Annotated in this window: 19 protein-coding genes; 4 read left to right on the top strand and 15 right to left on the bottom strand. The window is 33.7% G+C overall.

Annotated elements, in window-relative coordinates:
* Positions 1-42: 42 nt before the first annotated feature.
* Positions 43-687 (bottom strand): pyridoxamine 5'-phosphate oxidase, encoded by a 645-nt coding sequence (gene pdxH / locus CDH49_RS10310; RefSeq protein ID WP_100615431.1) that lies wholly within the window; start codon positions 685-687, stop codon positions 43-45.
* Between the two features lie 92 nt (positions 688-779).
* Between pdxH and CDH49_RS10305 the strand changes: the two genes are divergently transcribed.
* On the top strand, positions 780-1193 hold the full coding sequence (locus CDH49_RS10305; RefSeq protein WP_100615430.1) for a hypothetical protein: 414 nt from the start codon (positions 780-782) through the stop codon (positions 1191-1193).
* Here the strand turns inward: CDH49_RS10305 and CDH49_RS10300 are convergent.
* From CDH49_RS10300 to rpsA, 6 genes are all read right to left on the bottom strand, one after another.
* Positions 1190-2095 (bottom strand): ribonuclease Z, encoded by a 906-nt coding sequence (locus CDH49_RS10300; protein ID WP_100615429.1) that lies wholly within the window; start codon positions 2093-2095, stop codon positions 1190-1192. The genes CDH49_RS10305 and CDH49_RS10300 overlap by 4 nt on opposite strands.
* Before the next feature lie 61 nt (positions 2096-2156).
* The gene (locus CDH49_RS10295) at positions 2157-2489 is read right to left on the bottom strand and encodes a ribonuclease Z (RefSeq protein WP_100615428.1); all 333 of its coding nucleotides are present in this window, start codon (positions 2487-2489) and stop codon (positions 2157-2159) included.
* 3 nt (positions 2490-2492) lie between these two features.
* Positions 2493-3422, bottom strand: coding sequence for an aspartate carbamoyltransferase catalytic subunit (locus CDH49_RS10290; protein ID WP_100615427.1), 930 nt, complete (start codon positions 3420-3422; stop codon positions 2493-2495).
* A 10-nt stretch (positions 3423-3432) separates the two neighbouring features.
* The gene (gene pyrR / locus CDH49_RS10285; protein ID WP_100615426.1) at positions 3433-3972 is read right to left on the bottom strand and encodes a bifunctional pyr operon transcriptional regulator/uracil phosphoribosyltransferase PyrR; all 540 of its coding nucleotides are present in this window, start codon (positions 3970-3972) and stop codon (positions 3433-3435) included.
* A 79-nt stretch (positions 3973-4051) separates the two neighbouring features.
* Entirely contained in the window at positions 4052-5191 is a 1140-nt protein-coding gene (locus tag CDH49_RS10280) for a T9SS type A sorting domain-containing protein (protein WP_100615425.1), read from the bottom strand.
* Between the two features lie 177 nt (positions 5192-5368).
* Positions 5369-7219 carry a 30S ribosomal protein S1 gene (rpsA, locus tag CDH49_RS10275; RefSeq protein ID WP_100615424.1) on the bottom strand — a complete coding sequence of 617 codons (1851 nt, stop codon included), beginning with the start codon at positions 7217-7219 and terminating at the stop codon, positions 5369-5371.
* Positions 7220-7515: 296 nt separating this feature from the next.
* Between rpsA and CDH49_RS10270 the strand changes: the two genes are divergently transcribed.
* Positions 7516-7896 (top strand): LysM peptidoglycan-binding domain-containing protein, encoded by a 381-nt coding sequence (locus CDH49_RS10270; protein WP_100615423.1) that lies wholly within the window; start codon positions 7516-7518, stop codon positions 7894-7896.
* Between the two features lie 29 nt (positions 7897-7925).
* Here CDH49_RS10270 and cmk read toward each other — a convergent pair whose 3' ends face one another.
* From cmk to CDH49_RS10250, 4 genes are all read right to left on the bottom strand, one after another.
* Positions 7926-8621, bottom strand: coding sequence for a (d)CMP kinase (gene cmk, locus CDH49_RS10265; protein WP_100615422.1), 696 nt, complete (start codon positions 8619-8621; stop codon positions 7926-7928).
* Positions 8622-8740: 119 nt separating this feature from the next.
* Positions 8741-9760 (bottom strand): type IX secretion system protein PorQ, encoded by a 1020-nt coding sequence (gene porQ / locus CDH49_RS10260; RefSeq protein WP_100615421.1) that lies wholly within the window; start codon positions 9758-9760, stop codon positions 8741-8743.
* Between the two features lie 212 nt (positions 9761-9972).
* A complete protein-coding gene (lon, locus tag CDH49_RS10255; protein WP_100615420.1) occupies positions 9973-12423 on the bottom strand; it encodes an endopeptidase La in 2451 nt (816 codons plus the stop codon).
* A 157-nt stretch (positions 12424-12580) separates the two neighbouring features.
* Positions 12581-13231 (bottom strand): rhomboid family intramembrane serine protease, encoded by a 651-nt coding sequence (locus tag CDH49_RS10250; RefSeq protein WP_100615419.1) that lies wholly within the window; start codon positions 13229-13231, stop codon positions 12581-12583.
* Positions 13232-13285: 54 nt separating this feature from the next.
* Here CDH49_RS10250 and CDH49_RS10245 point away from each other — a divergent pair, with 54 nt between their 5' ends.
* Positions 13286-14167 carry a lysophospholipid acyltransferase family protein gene (locus tag CDH49_RS10245; RefSeq protein ID WP_100615418.1) on the top strand — a complete coding sequence of 294 codons (882 nt, stop codon included), beginning with the start codon at positions 13286-13288 and terminating at the stop codon, positions 14165-14167.
* Positions 14168-14171: 4 nt separating this feature from the next.
* Here the strand turns inward: CDH49_RS10245 and CDH49_RS10240 are convergent, their stop codons facing one another.
* The 4 genes from CDH49_RS10240 to glmM all read right to left on the bottom strand — a co-directional run bounded on the left by CDH49_RS10240 (position 14172) and on the right by glmM (position 19333).
* Positions 14172-15302: a TraB/GumN family protein gene (locus CDH49_RS10240; RefSeq protein WP_157805297.1), complete on the bottom strand. Its 1131-nt coding sequence runs from the start codon at positions 15300-15302 to the stop codon at positions 14172-14174.
* Positions 15303-15601: 299 nt separating this feature from the next.
* Positions 15602-16489, bottom strand: coding sequence for an alpha/beta fold hydrolase (locus CDH49_RS10235; protein WP_204524820.1), 888 nt, complete (start codon positions 16487-16489; stop codon positions 15602-15604).
* Between the two features lie 141 nt (positions 16490-16630).
* On the bottom strand, positions 16631-17899 hold the full coding sequence (locus CDH49_RS10230; protein ID WP_100615416.1) for a chloride channel protein: 1269 nt from the start codon (positions 17897-17899) through the stop codon (positions 16631-16633).
* Positions 17900-17944: 45 nt separating this feature from the next.
* Positions 17945-19333: a phosphoglucosamine mutase gene (gene glmM / locus CDH49_RS10225; protein WP_100615415.1), complete on the bottom strand. Its 1389-nt coding sequence runs from the start codon at positions 19331-19333 to the stop codon at positions 17945-17947.
* 75 nt (positions 19334-19408) lie between these two features.
* Between glmM and CDH49_RS10220 the strand changes: the two genes are divergently transcribed.
* Positions 19409-20011 (top strand): acyl carrier protein phosphodiesterase, encoded by a 603-nt coding sequence (locus tag CDH49_RS10220; RefSeq protein WP_100615414.1) that lies wholly within the window; start codon positions 19409-19411, stop codon positions 20009-20011.
* Positions 20012-20015: the final 4 nt, after the last annotated feature.

Here is a 20015-nt window from a genome sequence, read left to right as displayed (position 1 = left end):
AATACAATTTTAACTATAAAAAAAATGTATTTAGACGTTATTTTAAGGAGATAGTCGATTAATTAACCAATTATAATCGTCTTGAAGTGTGTATCTAATTCTATCATGAAGTCTGTTGGGCCTGCCTTGCCAAAACTCTATTTCAATAGGTTTTATAATGTATCCACCCCAATTTTTTGGCCGTGGTATTTCCTTGCCTTCATAGTCCTTTTCAAGTTTTTTTAATTGTTGCTCAAGCACGTCTTTGCTTTCCACAACTTGACTTTGGTTAGACACTAAAGCCCCTAATTGGCTACCTCGTGGTCTGGATTCAAAATAACCATCGCTTAAGTTTTCTGCAATTTTTTCTGCTTTGCCTTTAATAATGATTTGGCGTTCGGCACTTTGCCAAAAAAAAGACAAGCAAACATTTGGGTTTGCAGCAATGGCTTTTCCTTTTTCACTGTCATAATTGGTGTAAAAGATAAAGCCTTCATAAGTGTATTTTTTAAGCAGCACTACCCTACTCTTCGGATAACCATCTAGACCCAATGTAGAAATGGTCATGGCATTGGTTTCGCCCGCAAATAAAGTATCCACTTCATGAAACCATTTTATAAACAATTCCATAGGATTTTCTGGCACGTTGCTTTCAAGCAATTCATGCTTCTCATAAGATTTTCGGTAATTACTCAAGTCGTTCTCCATAGTACACAAAATAACAAAAAAATTAAATTCTAAAATTTAAATTTTTGTGATTATAAAAAACTCACTATTTTAACATGCCTTAAAACTTAATCATGAAATTTGAAGAATCAAACTATTTTAATACTTTAAAACCCCATAAAATCACCATGCCCTATGGCGATTTTTATTTCTGTGAAAAATTCTATTTAGCTGAAATTAATGAAGGTATTCATCTTGATTATGATAAACTTATAAGTTTAATGATTGAACTTGTGGGTTATTATGGAAAGGATAGAAAGATTGGATTTATTTCTAACAGAATTAATCCTTATTCTTTAGATCCGCACGTTTACAATAAAATTGATCAAGAATTTAACATGATTGCAGCAAGTGCATATGTTGTTTATAGTGACTTGTCATATATGAATGCTACTATTGAAAAGCGGTTCACAAAAAAAAGTCTTAAAAGATGTATTTCTATAGAGGAAGCAGTAGATTGGATATTAAATATTAAGGAACTCAACTAAAACTCAAATACTTTTCCGTCTTCGCATAATTCAACATTATCAAATACCTCCATTGCTTCTTCTTTAAAAGCATTTAACCCATCATAACGCGTTGAATAATGCCCCAACAACAAAACACCCGCATTGGCTTTTTTAGCTATTCTAGCGGCTTCTTTTGCAGTGGAATGCTTTGTTTTGGGTCCTAAATTAGCATGCTTTTCTAAAAAGGTAGATTCGTGATACAGCACATCAACATTATTAATTATTGGTACAATATCTTCTTTATACATGGTGTCGCTACAAAAGGCATAACTTTTTGGTTTAGCGCCGGGAGTGGTTACGGTTTTATTTTTTATAAGGGCTCCATCTTCATTTATCACATCAAAACCTTGCTTCAATTTTCTGAAATAAGCTAAATTGATATGGGCATCTTCAACAGCATCGATATCCAATTTTCGCTCGCCTTCTTTTTCCTTAAAAAGAAAACCATTGGTATATATGCGATGATTTAAAGGAATGGTATACACTTCTACGCTTTCATCTTCAAAAATCAATTCTGAATCATGCGATTTTAGCTCATGGAAAATCAGATTATAGTCCGTCCAAGAATCAGCCAATTTCATTTGAAGTGTTACTATTTCCTTAATACCTTCAGGACCATAAATATGAAGATCTGCTTCCCTTGTAAGTAATCTGAATGTGGAAATCAAGCCAACCAATCCAAAAAAATGATCACCATGCAAATGGGAAATAAAGACATGCTTAATGCGATTGAATTTTATTTTATGCTTTCTTAAATGAATTTGCGTGCCTTCTCCACAGTCTATCAAAAACATATGGTTGTTTATTTCCAATACCTGGGAAGTTGTATTTGTAAGAGCTCTTGGGGTGGCACTATAGCAGCCTAAAATAGTTAACTTCATTAATTATTTTGGTTTGTTGTTTAGTTGTTTGTCGTTTAGTTGACCATCCAACAAGTAAACATTAAAAATCTAAATCACGTTCCATCTCTTCCATCTCAATAATATCGTAGGCTTCCTGTACAGTTGGAACCACTACTAATTCTTCTGGAACACTATCTAAATCAAATTTATCGGAAACAATGACAAAAGAATGTTTTGTTGCCCTGTGGTTGTTAGATAATTCGAGAAACTCAAGAATGTCTTGAATATTTAATATATGGAGGGTTGAGAGACTTACAATGATATTGTCGTTTTTAAATTTAGGATATAAGCTTTGGATTTTCTTTACTAACTCTACAATAGTTGCTTTTTCTTGAGTAATTATCGAAATATTTCCGTCTTGATCTATAATCATAATTTACTGTTTAATTTTCGAAGCTAACAAATAAATAACCGCCATCCTAATCGCTACGCCATTTTGAACCTGATTTAAAATGATGGATTGCTTTGAATCTGCAACATCACTAGTGATTTCCACACCTCTATTGATGGGGCCTGGGTGCATGATAATAATCTCTTTATCCAAAGAATCCAAAAGTTCTTTATTCACTCCATATTGTTGCGTATATTCTCTTGTAGAAGGAAAATAATTAATGTCCATGCGTTCATTCTGCACACGAAGCATATTTGCTACATCACACCAATTCAATGCTTTAATTAAATTCGTTTCAACCTTTACTCCAAGTTTATCAATGTATTTCGGTATCAATGTTTTTGGACCGCAAACCATAACTTGAGCTCCTTGAAGCTGCAAGGCAAATATGTTTGATAAAGCAACTCTACTATGCAAAATATCACCTACGATAACCACCTTTTTCCCTTTTACGTCGCCTAGCGTTTCCCTTATGGAATAAGAATCCAATAAAGCCTGTGTGGGGTGTTCATGTGCGCCATCACCTGCATTAATAATACTTGCTTTCACATGCTTTGATAAAAATACGCCTGCTCCCGGATTGGGATGGCGCATCACTACCATATCCACTTTCATGGAAAGAATATTATTTACAGTATCTATAAGTGTTTCCCCTTTTTTGACTGAAGACTGCGATGATGAAAAATTAAGGACATCGGCAGATAATCGTTTTTCGGCTAATTCAAAAGATAATTTGGTTCTGGTGGAGTTTTCAAAGAAGAGGTTTGCAATGGTAATATCTCGAAGCGAAGGCACTTTTTTAATGGGTCTGTTAATCACTTCCTTAAAATGATCAGCGGTTTCAAAAATAAGTTGAATATCTTCTTTGTTAAGATATTTAATTCCTAATAAGTGGTTAACACTTAATTCGCTCATTGGTAATTAGTTATTTTTCAATTAAGTACACAGAATCTTCGTTTTCATTTTCCAACCAATGCACTTTTACTTTTTCGTTATTTATAACATCTACTTGCCGGCCTCTATAATCGGGTTGAATGGGTAAATGTCTGCTAAAGCGTCTGTCTATCAATGTTAACAGTTCTATCTCTTTTGGCCTACCGAAGGATTGTATGGCTGTAAGTGCCGATCGAATGCTTCTGCCAGTGTACAAAACATCATCAATAAAAACCACGTTTTTATCTTCTACTATAAAATTAATTTCTGTTTTATTTGCTTCTAAAGGTTTGTCCCCTCTTCTAAAATCGTCTCTATAAAAGGTAATATCCAAATGACCTAATTGGATATTTTTTACTTTATAATCCTCGCGCAATATTTTGGCGATTCTATTTGCTAAAAAAATCCCTCTTGGCTGCAAACCAATTAAAACGGTATCAGAGAAGTCATTATGTTTTTCAATAAGTTGACAAGCCAATCGGTGAAGAATGATGTTTACCTCTTTTGCGTTAAGTAAAACTTTTTGACTCATATGCTGTCCAAACGTATCTGGGGTACAAATGTAGTGTAAAAAATTAAATAGTGAAATATTAAATTATGTTTACTAAAGTCTAATTCTTAATGAATCTATGATATTCATTTCTTGACCCTGACTTAATTTTAATAAAATAAACTCCTTGAGATAGATTTTCTGTAGAAATCTTATCGGTTTGACTGATTTTTTTAAATGAAACGTTTTGAATGGCTATTCCTGAAACATTATAAATTGTAACTGATTCTAGGTCTTCTTTTGAATTAATAAAGAGACTTTCATATGCTGGATTGGGATATATAGTAACACTATTAAATTTTATATCTTCTAATGATAACGTCACATTAAATTCCAGATAATCTGCCACACCACTACCATCTATATCATCATCCGATGGGTCTCCATTATTATTATAATCTTCATTTATCGTTAGTATTCCGTCGCCATCATCATCTGCGTCTTCATAATTTTTTAAACCATCTTGATCTGTATCATCGTCATCATACAATAAATTTTTATTGGAATCTTCAGCTAAATCAGGTATTCCATCCAAATCTGTGTCTGTTATACAACTAACAAGATTAACATTCAATAAATCATCAATAAGAAATTCGTTTGTTGTTATGTTTTTTATTTTTCTATAAAAGGTTTGGGACGATGTTAATGTATATATTGGGTTAACTGAATTTGTTTCATTTACAGCATCGTTCTCGGTAAGATAATAGGTTGTCTCAATTTCATTGTCTAGACTTCCACAGAATGCGGTAGTAGGAAATCCATATCCATCATATTTACATCTTAAATTGTTTAAATAAATAATTTCACTACCATTCCCATCAACATCACAAGCATCAAAATAACACGGAGATATACCAGGCGGTGGCCCACCATCAGAAACAGCCGAATCAATTATATATTCTTCTATAGCAAAATCACTATTTAAATTACTATCTACACGGACATATATTGTTTGTGGGTTTGAAATGGGTTCATAAAAACGTTCTAAAGCATTAGCTTCATTTTGAGCATCAGATAAAGAAACATAATAAGATACTGAAACATTTAATTGATGCCCAATCACTATTGGATTTACAAAATGCAAATCGGCACAATTAGCTCCCAAAACTTTAGAATCATTTATTGAAGGGTATGCAATGACTTGAGCGGAAACATGAAAAATTGAGAATAATAGACAAAAAACGATGTAAAAATATTTCATTTGTAGAACTTCTGTTATGTAACAATAATACTACTTTTTTTATTTATATTTTAATTAATCAGTATTTTTGTCAAACACCTTTATAATTAAGTTTAATGGCATAAAAAAAGCCTTCAATTTCTTGAAGGCTTTTATTTTTATATATGGATTCCTGCCTACGCAGGAATGACAAAAAAATTACTTTTTTGTTTTTTTGGCAGGTTTGCCATCCATTTTATCTTTAAGAGCTTGTAAAACATCATTAGCATCACCTAAAGTTGGTTTTGCTTCTGCTGCCTGAGCTTCTGCCTTTTTAACAGCTGCTTTTACGTTTGCTACTTCTTCCGCTTTAAATACAGCAGTATGAGATGCTACAACACGTTTAAACTCTTTATTGAACTCTATAATTTTAAACTCAGCTTTGTCACCTTGTTTAAGTTTGCTACCATCTTCTTTTTCTAAGTGACGTGTTGGAACAAAAGCAACGATATCTTCGTTAAACTCAACTGTAGCTCCTTTATCAACTATTTCAGAAATAACAGCTGTATGAACTGTTTCTAAAGCGAAATCTGTTTCGTATTCATCCCAAGGATTTACAGTCGTTTGTTTATGACCTAAACTTAATTTACGTCCTTCAACATCCAACTCCAATACGATCACATCTAATTTATCACCAACGGCACAGAACTCACTTGGATGTTTGATTTTTTTGGTCCAAGATAAATCTGAAATGTAAATCAATCCATCAATACCTTCTTCCAATTCAACAAAAACACCAAAGTTTGTAAAGTTACGCACGGTTCCAACATGCTTAGAACCTAATGGATATTTGGTTGTAATATCTGTCCAAGGATCTGACGTTAATTGTTTGATACCAAGTGACATTTTACGCTCTTCTCTATCTAAAGTCAAGATAACCGCTTGAACTTCATCTCCAACAGAAACGAAATCTTGTGCAGAACGTAAATGGGTAGACCATGACATTTCAGACACGTGGATTAAACCTTCAACACCATCGGCAACTTCAATAAATGCACCGTAATCTGCAATAACAACTACTTTTCCTTTTACTTTATCACCAACGGTAACAGTATCTGCTAAAGCTTCCCATGGGTGTTTGCTTAATTGTTTTAAACCTAATTGGATTCTTGATTTATTTTCATCAAAATCAAGGATTACCACATTAATTTTTTGGTCTAATTCTACTATTTCGTTTGGATGGTTAATTCTAGACCAAGATAAATCTGTGATATGGATTAAACCGTCAACACCGCCAAGATCGATGAACACACCGTAAGAGGTAATGTTTTTAACAACACCTTCCAATACTTGACCTTTTTCTAATTGACCAATGATTTCTTTTTTCTGAACTTCAATATCCGCTTCAATAAGCGCTTTATGAGATACTACTACGTTTTTGAATTCATGGTTGATTTTAACCACTTTGAATTCCATAGTTTTGTTTACATATTGATCGTAATCCCTAATTGGTTTCACATCAATTTGAGAACCTGGCAAGAATGCTTCAATGCCAAAAACATCTACAATCATACCACCTTTCGTTCTGCATTTAACAAAACCATTAACGATTTCACCCGTATCATGCGCTGCATTAACACGATCCCATGCTTTAATAACACGTGCTTTTCTGTGAGATAATACTAATTGTCCTGTTGCATCTTCACGAACATCAATTAATACCTCTACTTTATCCCCAACTTTTAAGTTAGGATTGTAGCGAAACTCATTTAAAGAGATAACACCTTCAGATTTTGCGTTGATATCAATAATAGCATCTCTATCAGAAATGTGTACTACGGTACCAATCACCACTTCGTCATTAAGTGTGTCAACAAATTTTTCTGCTACTAACTTTTCAAATTCTTTAAGTTGTTTGTCATCAACCTCATCAATACCTTCTTGGTAATTGTGCCAGTTAAAGCTTGCTAAGAATTTTTCAGTATTTGCTTGAGCTTCAGATACTACTGGAGCTTCTACGGTTGCTGCATCTACTGCATCAACTTCAGCTTGTTTTGCTTTTTCAGCCATTTAAGATAATTTAAGTAATATAATTTGCCCGCTTTCGCGTAACACCATTACACTACATTTTGTATTCTGCATGCTTCGGAAGATTTAAGCAATTTACACACAGAAGTGTTATAAATATGTTTTGTCTCGTTCCTTCTGTCGTTCCTGTAAATTGCCAAAAGGAGTGCAAAAATACACAATTTCAATAAATTAGCCTAATTAGAAAAGAAATATTTTATGTAGGAATATTTGTGATAGAATTAATTTGAAAATGCATTAAACCTTAGTATATTTAATAAATTATAAAATATACAGTTATGACAGTAAAAGCAAAATATCAACGAGTACTCGATCTAGGCGAAACTTTAAACATTAAGGATGGTGATGTTAAAGAAGAAAATGGTGTTTTAAAAGTTAAAGGAACCGCTAAAACCAACTATGAAAAAAACTTGCTTTGGGATAAAATCAAGGAAATTGGCGGCGAAAACCCTTCTGATATCATGGCAAATATTAAAGTTGCCGATGAAAGCGTTTACCACAGACATACCGTAAAAAGTGGAGAAACTTTAGGTAAAATAGCAAAGCATTATTACAAAGACCCATCAAAATATCAAGCAATATTTAAGGCCAACTCAGATATTTTAAAAAATCCAGATTTAATTCATCCGGGACAGGAGTTAATTATTCCAAACTTATAAATAAAAAAAGAGGTTAAAAACCTCTTTTTTTATGCGTTTTCTTTTAATTTTCTATTTACTATGTCCAAAATAACATGGAATTGTTCATCTTTGGACATATTGGAATTATCAATTTCTATAGCATCTTCAGCTTTGATCAATGGGGAATCCTTTCTGTGTGAATCAATATAATCACGCCCTTCAACATTTTTTAAAACGTCGTCGTACAAAACGGCATCACCTTTTTTAACAAGTTCACTAAAACGTCTTTTTGCCCTATTTTCAGGACTTGCGGTTAAAAATAATTTAAGTTCTGCATTAGGAAAAACGACAGTACCTATATCCCTTCCATCCATCACAACACCCTTTACTTTGCCAAGTTTTTGTTGTTGTTTGACCAACTGACTTCTAACTTCTGAAACTTCGGCTACCCGACTTACAAAACTGGAAACTTCCAAGCTTCGTATGTATTTTTCTATATTTTCATCATTTAAATATACCTCGGCAAAACCAACATCTTTATTAAACACAAAGCTAATATGAATATCATCTAAATGGGAAACCAGTGAATCCACATCAAACCTTTCTCTATTTATGAAATTGTGCTTCATGGCGTACCAAGTCACCGCTCTATACATAGCCCCAGAGTCTACATACGTATAACCCAAATGTTTAGCCAAGCGTTTAGCTACCGTACTTTTCCCAGTAGATGAAAATCCGTCTATGGCTATGGTTATTTTGTTCATTGGTTCTTGGTTCTTGGTTCTTGGTTCTTGGTAGATGATTAAACAAAATTAACTTTTAACTTTTAACTTTTAACTTTTAACTTTTAACTTTTAACTTTTAACTTTTAACTTTTAACTTTTTATCTTAAATCTATTTGTAATCCGAAAAAATTGGAATTGGCAGCACTGGTATACTTTGCATGAGTATAACTAAATCTCAACTTATTCAATTTTATTGAAAATCCTGCCGATATGCCTGAAAAATTTCGCTGCTCATTAATCCGAAGCTCCTCGCCTCTTCTAAAATTATAGCCCAATCGGATATTAAATCCTTTTTCGGGAAATAATTCGGCCCCCAAAATGGTATGCCTAATAACTTGACCAAAAAAGCCGATTTTTTCTGAGGTTTGATTCCCGCCTAAATCACTCGTGCTACGTGCTGGATTTGGTCTGGCAATAGGCCACTCCTGTAAATTCTCTAAAGTGACATGCCATCTTATGGGGACATTTTCCAAACGTTGCGACATTCCAAAATCAACCTCAAAAGGTAATGGCTCGTTTTGTCCTGCATACGTGGTAATTTGAGTTCCTAAGTTTCTTATTGCTAGGGCTGCGTTAAAATTTATGTCTTCATTAATGTACAACAAACCTAAATCTGCTGCCATACCAAAAGATGAATATTGTTCTAATTTGGATGTTATTAATTTTAGATTGCCTCCAAAATAGAAATCAGAATAGCCTATTTGCATTGCATACCCAAGTGACAGAGCTGCTTCACTTCCTGTAAATGTTCCTGTTTCGTTTCCATTTTCATCATAGCCCTCAAAATCACCATAATTAACATACGTAATGCCTGCATGAAATGTTTGGGTTCTTCTATCAAACGTGTAAGCATACGCCGCAGAACCATAACTGATACCTCCCAAATAACTTACATAATTTACAGCTAATTGATTATCCATATCCGCATTTATGGTAGCCGGATTAAAAAGTCCTTGAGTCACATCATAATCTACATTGGTAAGCACTTTGCCCCCTAAAGCTGCTTGCCTAGGTGATGATACCAAATTCAGAAATTGGTATGTAGATTCACCCCCAACTTGCGCCATAGTTAAGTAACTGAAAAGCAAACAAAAAAGAAAGCTGATTTTTCTAATCATATAGAATACAAAGAAAGCAAATCTATCTTAAAACGGTGTCAGGTATTATTTATTTTAAACAAAAAAGAGGCTGAGTAAAATGGATTCTTTTGTCAACCTGAACTCGTTTCTGGTTCTCATAGTGATGTATAATCATTATGATGAGATTCTGAAATAAATTCAGAATGACAAATTTTAGCCTTTACTCAGCCTCTTCTAAAATAACGTAAATCTTATAATGTCTTGGCATTCGCAACTTTCTGATTTGTTAATGCCAATTTAATAACATCACTCATATCGGTTACATAATGAAACGTCAATCCTTTTAAATAATCAGCTTTAATCTCCTCGATGTCCCGTCTGTTTTCTTCACATAAAATAATCTCTTTGATGCGTGCACGTTTTGCGGCCAATATCTTTTCTTTAATACCACCAACCGGCAGCACTTTTCCACGAAGTGTAATTTCCCCAGTCATAGCTAAGCTTTTCTTCACTCTTTTTTGGGTGAATAATGACACTAATGATGTTAACATCGTAATCCCGGCACTTGGACCATCTTTAGGTGTTGCGCCTTCTGGTACGTGAATGTGTACATTGTAATTTTCAAACACCAAAGATTCTATACCAAATTCTTTCGCATTGGATTTTATATATTCCATGGCAATGGTCGCCGATTCTTTCATCACCGTACCAAGGTTTCCAGTGATGGTAAGCAGTCCTTTTCCTTTGGACAGAATAGATTCTATAAATAATATATCACCGCCAACACTTGTCCATGCCAATCCAGTAACAACACCAGCGACATTATTATTTTCGTATTTGTCACGTTCCATTTTTGGCCCGCCCAATACCTTAATAATATCTTCATTTGATATTTTTACAACGTATTCTTCCTCCATAGCAATGTTTTTAGCGGCATAGCGCACCATTTTTGCTATTTGTTTTTCCAGACCACGAACACCCGATTCCCTAGTATAACCTTCAACTATTTTTTCTAGCTGGGCTTTTCCTATTTTAAGATGGGTTTCTGTTAAACCATGCTCTTTTAATTGTTTTGGTAATAAATGACGTCTAGCTATTTCCACCTTTTCTTCAATGGTGTAACCAGACACATTAATCACTTCCATTCTATCTCTTAACGCAGGTTGAATGGTTGATAAATTATTGGAAGTCGCTATAAACATCACTTTAGAAAGATCGTAACCCATTTCTAAAAAGTTATCGTAAAACTCGTTGTTTTGTTCAGGGTCTAAAACCTCTAACATAGCAGATGACGGGTCTCCTTGATGTGAGTTAGACAATTTATCAATTTCATCTAAAACAAACACAGGATTTGACGTCCCAGCTTTTTTCAAACTTTGAATGATACGTCCCGGCATGGCGCCAATGTAGGTTTTTCTATGACCTCTTATTTCGGCCTCATCACGCAAACCACCCAATGAGATACGCACATATTCCCTCCCTAATGCTTCAGCAATGGATTTTCCTAAAGATGTTTTACCAACTCCAGGAGGGCCGTACAAACAAAGAATAGGCGATTTCATATCATTACGCAATTTTAAAACTGCTAGATATTCAATGATTCTTCGCTTCACATCTTCCAGTCCGAAATGATCCCTGTCCAGAATACGCATAGCTCGTTTTAAATCGAATTTATCTTTGCTGAATTTATTCCAAGGCAAATCCAAAAACAAATCTAAATAATTACGTTGAATGGAATATTCTGCTACTTGCGGATTCATGCGTTGCATTTTCGCCAACTCTTTTTCAAAATGCTTGGCTACTTTTTCATCCCACTTTTTATCCAAGGCACGCATTTTCATTTCTTCTATTTCTTCATCATGACTCACCCCACCCAATTCTTCTTGAATGGTTTTCATTTGCTGATGCAAGAAATATTCACGTTGTTGCTGGCTCATATCCATTTGGACCCTAGATTGAATGTCATTCTTAAGTTCCAATTTTTGAAACTCAACATTCATATACTTTAGGGTAGCCAAAGCACGTTTTTTCAAATCGTCAATCTCTAAGAGCTTTTGCTTTTCGGCAACCGACAGATTCATATTAGACGATACAAAATTGACTAAAAATGAATTGCTTTCTATATTTTTTATGGCAAACGAAGCTTCACTTGGAATGTTCGGACTCTCTTTAATGATTTGCAGAGCCAAGTCTTTAATAGACTCTATGATGGCAAAAAACTCTTTATTATTAAGCGTTGGTTTCGCCTCGGGGAGTTCTCTGATGGTGGCGTACATGTAAGGATCTTCGGTAATAACTTCAGCAACTTTAAAACGCTTTTTACCTTGAATGATGACCGTTACATTCCCATCGGGCATTTTTAAAACACGTAAAATTTTAGCAACCGTACCTGTTTCATAAATATCTTTTACTGAAGGATCTTCTAGAGATTCGTCTTTTTGGGACACCACGCCAATAACTTTATTGCCTTTGTTGGCATCATTTATCAAGCGAATGGATTTATCCCTGCCCGCTGTAATGGGAATAACCACACCTGGGAACAACACCGTATTTCTTAAAGACAAAATGGGTAATGTTTCTGGTAGTTTTTCGTTATTTATTTCTTCTTCATCTTCAGGTGTCATTAATGGAATCAATTCTGAGTTTTCATCAAATTCCTGTAATGACAAACTGTCAAGTGTTATAAAATTAGATTTCTTCATATATATATTTAAGTCAATCTGTCATTAAAAACAAACCAAACTATTTATAATGTTGATTATTAAAATCATAAAAGTATTAATTATCAGAAAGTTATAATAATAATAAAACTTTTATTCGAGTTATAATTTCAATAGTTGTGCCATATTGAAAAGCCTGCTACATCTTCCCCATTTTCTTCAAAACAAATAATAATACAATAGGTATAGCTAACAAACCAATCATCAATAAATTAGTTTGAAATAACCACGGCGATAACAATAACGTGATGGCATAACCGCCAATGGCACCACCAAAGTGGGCATCATGACCAATGTTGCCAACTCTATTTTTCATACCATAAATGGAATATAATAAGTAACCAATTCCAAAAATATAAGCAGGAATGGGGATGGGTATAAAAAATATAATCAAGCTCATACCGGGTTGCAATAAAATAGCTGAATAAATAATACCCATAACAGCACCACTAGCGCCAACAGCACTGTAATAATATTCGTTTTTATGAAAATATAATGATAGTAAACTTCCTAATAACAAACTTCCTAAGTAGACAATAATAAAGTTAAAAACACCTAATAGCTCTACAACCACATTCGCGAAAGCGTATAATGAAAACATATTGAAGAATAAATGCGCATTATCGGCATGTAAAAACCCAGAACTCATCATTCTGATTTTCTCTCCTCTTAGAACGGGACCTACTTGAAATTTATATTTTTCAAAGAAATTAAAGTCACCGAATCCTTTATAAGAAATAATTACATTGGCTGCTATAATAACTATGGTAATGATATCCAAATTGTACATGGCTTAAATGTTTAAAGTCAAATTAACTTATATTTGCAAATCTAAAATTAATTCATGCAATTTCTAGTTTATATTTTAGTTTATCCTTTTTTGTGGCTTGTTTCCATATTACCTTTTCGATTGTTGTATTTGGTATCCGATGGTGTTTATTTATTGTTGTATTACATTATTGGCTATAGAAAAAAAACCGTGACCCAAAACTTGAAATTGGTCTTTCCTGAGAAATCGGAAAAGAAAATTGCAACCATTAGAAAGGCATTCTATCATCATTTAAGTGATATGTTCTTAGAAATGACTAAAACCATGACCATTTCTGAAAGCGAACTAAAAAAACGTTTTAAAATCACCAATCCAGAAGAGTTTAAACGTTTGGAATCTTTAAATAAAAGCATCATTTTAATTTTTGGGCATTATGCCAGTTGGGAATGGTCTATCGTCCTTCAGCAATATATTAATTTTAAAGGTTTGGCTGTTTATAAGCCGCTTGCAAACAGATATTTTGATAGGTTGGTAAAAAACATCCGTTCCAAATTCAACACCGATTTAATAAGCACCAAAGAAATCATTAGCGTTATTAATGACCATGAAGCTAAAAATATTAGAACCATTACCGGTTTTTTAAGTGACCAATCCCCACGACTGACCAAAGATGTGTATTGGGGAGGGTTTATGGGTGTAAAAGTACCCTGCTTTACAGGTGCAGAACGATTGGCAAAAAAACTGGATTTAACAACGGCTTACCTAAAAGTGACCAAAGTGAAACGTGGTTTTTATGAAGCTGAAATTATGACACTTGCTGAAAACCCGAAAGAATATAAAGATTACCAATTAACTGATATGTTTTTGGCTGAAGTTGAAAAACAAATTTATGAGGCCCCAGAATATTATTTTTGGACGCATAAACGGTGGAAACATCGGGAGAATACTAATAAATAATCAATCATTCTAAAAATTTCACTTTTTCTCCTTTTGATATAAATACAAGCGCATCAAAATGCTTAAACCAATTTGTTTTATTTTTCCTTAGATTAAACATTCCGTGATACTCCTTTTCAGAAAATTCAGGATAATCTACTATTAACTGTTTTGAATCAATAAAATAATTATTCTTTACTGATGGTAAAAAGTGCAATAGATTCTCTTTATCCTCACTTAATTTCTCAATACCACTTCTATAAGGCATATATATGGTAGATACGGCTATATGATATGATATTTCAGGGTTTAGCTTTACAAATTGGCCTCCCATAGTTTGTCCTTTCATAAAATCATACTCATATTTTGTCATATGGGCATTAGCCAGCCAAACTATAAATTTTTTATCCGGCATAGTTTTGATTAGAAAGTCTAAGTTTTTTGCCATTTGGGCATCTCTTATGGCTATTCCTTCAATATCATTTTTCGCTGTAAGCATTGGAATTGTGGTTTTGAAACTTTTTAAAATATGATTCCACATAGAGTTTGATTGGATTTTTATATTACTTAAAAGTCTATCAATTGTCACTGTTAAATATTCTAAATCTTTTTTACTTACCTTTTTTTTAAGTTTAAATCTACTTTTAACTACTAAATCTGAAAGTTCAATAAGTCTTTTATCATATCCAATTTTATTTTCATTTAAAAATTCTTCTAAGTTTTTTGAGAAATTGAAATATGCATATGGAGAAAACATTTGATTATCAAACCCCCAGATAGTTACATTATTTTTTTCTAAAAATTCAAAAAGCTCTTGGCATTGTACAGAATGAGACCAAATACTTAAAATATTCTTTTTATCATGTTCAAATAATAATCCAAAAAAATCACTTTCAAAAGCAATATCCTTGTATCCCTTCTCAACTACTAAGTACTTAACAAATTCTGTTTTAACTAAAAATTCTGAACCAATGTGATGTTCTGATTCTCCCAAGAAAACCACTTTTTTATATACCAAATTTTTGTCTAATACTTCTTTTACTTGTTTTGTTAGCAAATTATTTATGGCAATTAACTCATAAACATGTTGCTCCACTTGTGCAAGAAGTGAATTTATTCCACACATTAGGAAAATTATGTAGATTATTTTTTTCATATCTTGTCAGTTTGTTTATACGAATTACAAATAAGCTTAAAATAACTCTAATCGTGTATGGCTTTAGTAATTAATTAACAATACTTCTAATTTCCCAATATTATTTTTGGACGCATAAACGGTGGAAACATCGGGAGAGCAATACTCGCTAATTGCTTCCGTCATTGCGAACGCAGTGAAGCAATCTGTTTAACATTTTTTAGTAAATTTCATGAGATTACTTCAGTCGTGCCTCCTTCGTAATGACGTTATGTTATTGAAATATCCTCAATATTAATTTTGGATGCATCGGGAAAAAACTAATTCGCTTTTTTATTGAGAAATTTTTCAATCATTGGTACAACTAAATCACGCTCTTTAAAATCAGATTTTAAGGTTGTTACTTCTCCTATATAGTCTCCGTGCCCTCCTGGAATGATTGCCAATTCGGAATTAGTAATTTGTCTGTGCATCTCAATAGCATGTTCTGGGGTAATCACATCTTTATCGCCAATTATAAGCAAAGTATGAGCTTTAATAGATTTGATTTGTTCATCAGAAATATCTTTAAAGTTAATCATTCTTTTGGCATCTCTATCATGCATCATTTGCAAACCATTTAGGTCTGGGGACACTTTTAAATAAGCTTCTTTTAATTGCTGTGGCATATTTTCCAATCTTGCTTGTTCCATAAATCCCCAAAATTGTTCAGGAACGCCGTTACGTTTGGCAAGAGCCGAACCTAAAATAATTTTGTCAACGATTTCAGGAAGGCGCATCGCAATTTGTAGCGTCGTTGTACCGCCGTTGCTGAAACCTAAAAAATCAGCTCTATCAATTTTTAGGTTTTTGAGAAGTGTAGCTACATCATCAGCATCTTGTTCAAATGATGTTTCTGTATTTCTATCGTTTGTCCTGCCATGAGCTTGCAATTCCATAGCTATCACTTTTCTATTTTTAGCTAATAATGGAATAATCTTTTCAAAATTTGACTGAATGGTAGAACCTCCACCGTGGATTAAAACAAGAGGTTTGCCTTGACCATATATTTCATAATACATTTTAAGTCCATTCACTTCTGAATAGCCACTTTTGAAGTCCAAACTATCTCTTACTACTTCCATTTTATTAGCGGTTGGTATTTCTTTTTCTTTACATGACATCCATGATAAAAAAGCTAAACTAAAAACAATAAGAGTATCCCTCATCTTATTATTGATTATTTTATTAATGATTACCAACATCTGGATAAAGCTAAATAAACAAATATAATTTACAATAAATTAAAGACCAGAAATTTAAGAAATATCAATGAAAACTTACCAATACTAAATTTTCTAGGAAGTATTTCATTCTTTATCCATTTGAGAATGTATAAAAGGTATTCTTGGTGCTAAAAAATAACCTGTCAAACTCGCAAATAAGATTGGTACAAAATGTCCGAAGCCCGTTAAAGTCGCTAATAAAATTGTTGTACTCATTGGTGTTCGAGTCACACAAGCATTAATGGCCGCCATACAGCTGACAATTGCTAATGAAAGATTTATTGACGGAAATAATTGATGAATTATGAGTCCCAATGTTGCTCCTACAAAGAACAAGGGAATTATAAATCCTCCTCTCCAACCTGATGTCACAGTTATGGAAATAGCTATTATTTTAAAAATCAAAATGGCAAACAATAACGTCAAAGAAAAATGGCCTGCTAATAATTCGTTGATTTCGTGATGCCCGAAATATCGCGTTATTGGAAAATAAAATGCGATGATACCAAGTAGAATACCACCTATTAGGGTTTTAATATAAATGGGGATGGGTCTTTTTTCGAAAATTGATTTGAAAAATTTAGTACAGAAAATAAAGCCCCATCCAAAAAGAGCACCAATTATGGCAAATAAAACCGCATAACCAAAATCAAATATTCCTGAATATTCATACGCGGACAAATCCCATATCGGTCCTAGACCTAAATGAATGATTAAAGCAAATACCAAGTAGCTAAAACAACTTGCCACAAATGCAGGAATAATGGCTTTATAATATTCAACTGCGTGTTTATGGTGAAGTATTTCTAACGAAAACAGACTCCCACCCAAAGGAGCTCCAAATAATGCCGTAAAACCCGAAGCCATTCCAGCTATACTTAATGACCTTAATTCTTCCCCCTTTAATCTGAATAATTTTCCTATCCAGGTGCCTGTTGAACCTGTAACTTGAACTAAAGGAGCTTCTGGACCTAAACTTCCTCCAGATGCTACGCACAATAAAGAAGAAAGAATCATTGATGGATTATTTTTAGGATCAAGTTTCCCTTTATTAAAACGGATATTATTTACAATCAAATGTATTTCTCCTGGATCACCAATGAAATGAATTATCAAACCTGCTAATAGCCCACAAGTTGCCATCACAGGGATTACTTTCCAGTCTTCAAAAAATGCTAATGCATGAGTCAAATATTCAAGTCCAATCCAATAGATTCCAGCTATAACTCCACCAATTAATCCTAAAAAAGCCCACAATAAAAAAGTTCGGCTAAAAACAAAAGGATTGAACCTTACTGGTTGGTCTAAAATGTTTAAATAGGTTACTAATTTTCTTCTTCGTTTTAATTTCACTTCTGAATTTCTGTTTTTATAAATAGAAATATTTTTTAGAAAAAGTTAAACACCGGCAATCTCACCAATTTCCTTAATAAATCTATCCGCCAAAGTATCTGCTTCTTGTTGTGATTTGGCTTCTGTGTATATTCTAACAATAGGTTCTGTATTACTCTTACGCAAATGCACCCAACTTTCAGAAAAGTCTATTTTAACCCCATCAATGGTGGTTAATTGCTCGTTTTGGTAACGATTTTCAATGGTTTTTAAAATGTCATCTACGTCCAAACTAGGTGTTAATTCTATCTTTTTTTTACTCATAAAGTAATTTGGGTAGGTCTTTCTCAGTTCGCTAACACTCATTTTTTTATCCGCCAACAAACTTAAGAACAAAGCAATCCCCACTAAGGCATCGCGCCCATAATGAGACTCAGGATAAATAATGCCTCCATTACCTTCGCCACCAATAACAACCTTATTTTTTTTCATTAAACTTACCACATTCACCTCGCCAACGGCACTTGCTTCATACATGCCACCATGTTTTTCGGTGACATCCCTTAATGCTCTTGTAGAACTCATATTGCTGACGGTATTTCCTGGTGTTCTACTCAGCACATAATCGGCACAAGCCACCAAGGTATATTCCTCTCCGAACATCTCGCCATTTTCGTCCATGAACGCCAAACGGTCCACGTCTGGATCGACCACAATGCCTAAATCCGCTCCCGTCTCCACCACTTTTTTGGACAAATCAGTTAAATGTTCTTTCAATGGTTCTGGATTATGTGGAAACTCACCATTTGGCTCGCAGTACAATTTCACCACATGCACACCCAAACGTTCCAAAAGTAACGGAATCACAATACCACCCGTTGAGTTTACACCATCAACCACTACTTTAAATTTGGCATTTTCAATGGCTTGCACATTTACCAACTCTAAATCCAACACCTCAATAATATGTAAATCAAAATAAGCTTTGTTTTTGGTTATTTTTCCCAAGCTATCAACATCGGCAAAAGCAATGGTATCACCTTCGGCAATCTCTAAAATTTTAGCACCTTCATTAGCATTTAAAAACTCGCCTTCATTATTCAGTAATTTTAAAGCGTTCCATTGTTTTGGGTTATGGCTTGCCGTTAGAATGATACCACCATCAGCATGTTCCATGGGCACCGCCATTTCCACCGTAGGTGTAGTGGATAATCCCAAATCAATAACGTGGATTCCGAGTCCGACTAACGTATTCATCACCAAATTTTGAATCATTTCCCCAGAAATTCGAGCATCCCTTCCAACAACTACTCTGTAGCTGTCTTTATCACGCTGTTGCTTAATCCAAACCCCATAAGCGGCTGCAAATTTAACGGCATCGATAGGTGTTAGGTTATCGCCAACATGTCCGCCAATTGTTCCTCTAATTCCTGAAATTGATTTTATAAGTGTCATATGTAGTTTCGTATTTTTAACAAATATAATAGTAATAAATTGTAAATCTAGAATTGCAATTTGTAAATTACACCAATGAATTTTCTAGCACATATTTATCTCTCAGGGGACAACGACTTGGTTACTATTGGAAATTTTATTGCTGATGGCATTAAGGGCAACGACTATAAGAATTTCAATAAAGAGTTTCAAATCGGTATTTTATTGCACCGGCATATAGATACCTTTACGGATGCCCACGAAACCGTTAGGCAAAGTACGAAGCGTTTACATGAAAAATACGGGCATTATTCTGGGATTATTGTCGATATTTTATACGACCACTTTTTGGCTAAAAATTGGCATTTGTATTCTGATGTTCCCTTAGAAGATTATGCTGAAAATTTTTATAATTCCTTAGAAGAACATTATGATTTACTACCTATGGGCATCCAAAAAATGATGCCATTTATGATGGCTGATAATTGGCTTTTAAGTTATGCGTCTATTGATGGCATTTCTAGGGTGTTGGAAGGGATGAACCGACGAACAAAAAATCGCTCTGGAATGAATGAGGCCGTTTACGAATTGGAAGTTTTTTACGAATCGTTTGAAGCAGAATTCATACACTTTTTTGAAGAACTCATCCTCTCTTCAAAGCAGAAATTAAAGGAATTATCAAAAATATACGCTCGTTAGAATT

Origin of the sequence: Confluentibacter citreus, assembly GCF_002807055.1 — a bacterium.
Classification (GTDB): domain Bacteria; phylum Bacteroidota; class Bacteroidia; order Flavobacteriales; family Flavobacteriaceae; genus Confluentibacter; species Confluentibacter citreus.
This window is presented reverse-complemented; position numbering and strand designations above follow the sequence as displayed.

Coding starts and splice junctions, on each gene's coding strand:
- pdxH (WP_100615431.1), bottom strand. CDS start 687: ATGGAGAACGACTTGAGTAATTACCGAAAATCTTATGAGAAGCATGAA.
- CDH49_RS10305 (WP_100615430.1), top strand. CDS start 780: ATGAAATTTGAAGAATCAAACTATTTTAATACTTTAAAACCCCATAAA.
- CDH49_RS10300 (WP_100615429.1), bottom strand. CDS start 2,095: ATGAAGTTAACTATTTTAGGCTGCTATAGTGCCACCCCAAGAGCTCTT.
- CDH49_RS10295 (WP_100615428.1), bottom strand. CDS start 2,489: ATGATTATAGATCAAGACGGAAATATTTCGATAATTACTCAAGAAAAA.
- CDH49_RS10290 (WP_100615427.1), bottom strand. CDS start 3,422: ATGAGCGAATTAAGTGTTAACCACTTATTAGGAATTAAATATCTTAAC.
- pyrR (WP_100615426.1), bottom strand. CDS start 3,972: ATGAGTCAAAAAGTTTTACTTAACGCAAAAGAGGTAAACATCATTCTT.
- CDH49_RS10280 (WP_100615425.1), bottom strand. CDS start 5,191: ATGAAATATTTTTACATCGTTTTTTGTCTATTATTCTCAATTTTTCAT.
- rpsA (WP_100615424.1), bottom strand. CDS start 7,219: ATGGCTGAAAAAGCAAAACAAGCTGAAGTTGATGCAGTAGATGCAGCA.
- CDH49_RS10270 (WP_100615423.1), top strand. CDS start 7,516: ATGACAGTAAAAGCAAAATATCAACGAGTACTCGATCTAGGCGAAACT.
- cmk (WP_100615422.1), bottom strand. CDS start 8,621: ATGAACAAAATAACCATAGCCATAGACGGATTTTCATCTACTGGGAAA.
- porQ (WP_100615421.1), bottom strand. CDS start 9,760: ATGATTAGAAAAATCAGCTTTCTTTTTTGTTTGCTTTTCAGTTACTTA.
- lon (WP_100615420.1), bottom strand. CDS start 12,423: ATGAAGAAATCTAATTTTATAACACTTGACAGTTTGTCATTACAGGAA.
- CDH49_RS10250 (WP_100615419.1), bottom strand. CDS start 13,231: ATGTACAATTTGGATATCATTACCATAGTTATTATAGCAGCCAATGTA.
- CDH49_RS10245 (WP_100615418.1), top strand. CDS start 13,286: ATGCAATTTCTAGTTTATATTTTAGTTTATCCTTTTTTGTGGCTTGTT.
- CDH49_RS10240 (WP_157805297.1), bottom strand. CDS start 15,302: ATGAAAAAAATAATCTACATAATTTTCCTAATGTGTGGAATAAATTCA.
- CDH49_RS10235 (WP_204524820.1), bottom strand. CDS start 16,489: ATGAGGGATACTCTTATTGTTTTTAGTTTAGCTTTTTTATCATGGATG.
- glmM (WP_100615415.1), bottom strand. CDS start 19,333: ATGACACTTATAAAATCAATTTCAGGAATTAGAGGAACAATTGGCGGA.
- CDH49_RS10220 (WP_100615414.1), top strand. CDS start 19,409: ATGAATTTTCTAGCACATATTTATCTCTCAGGGGACAACGACTTGGTT.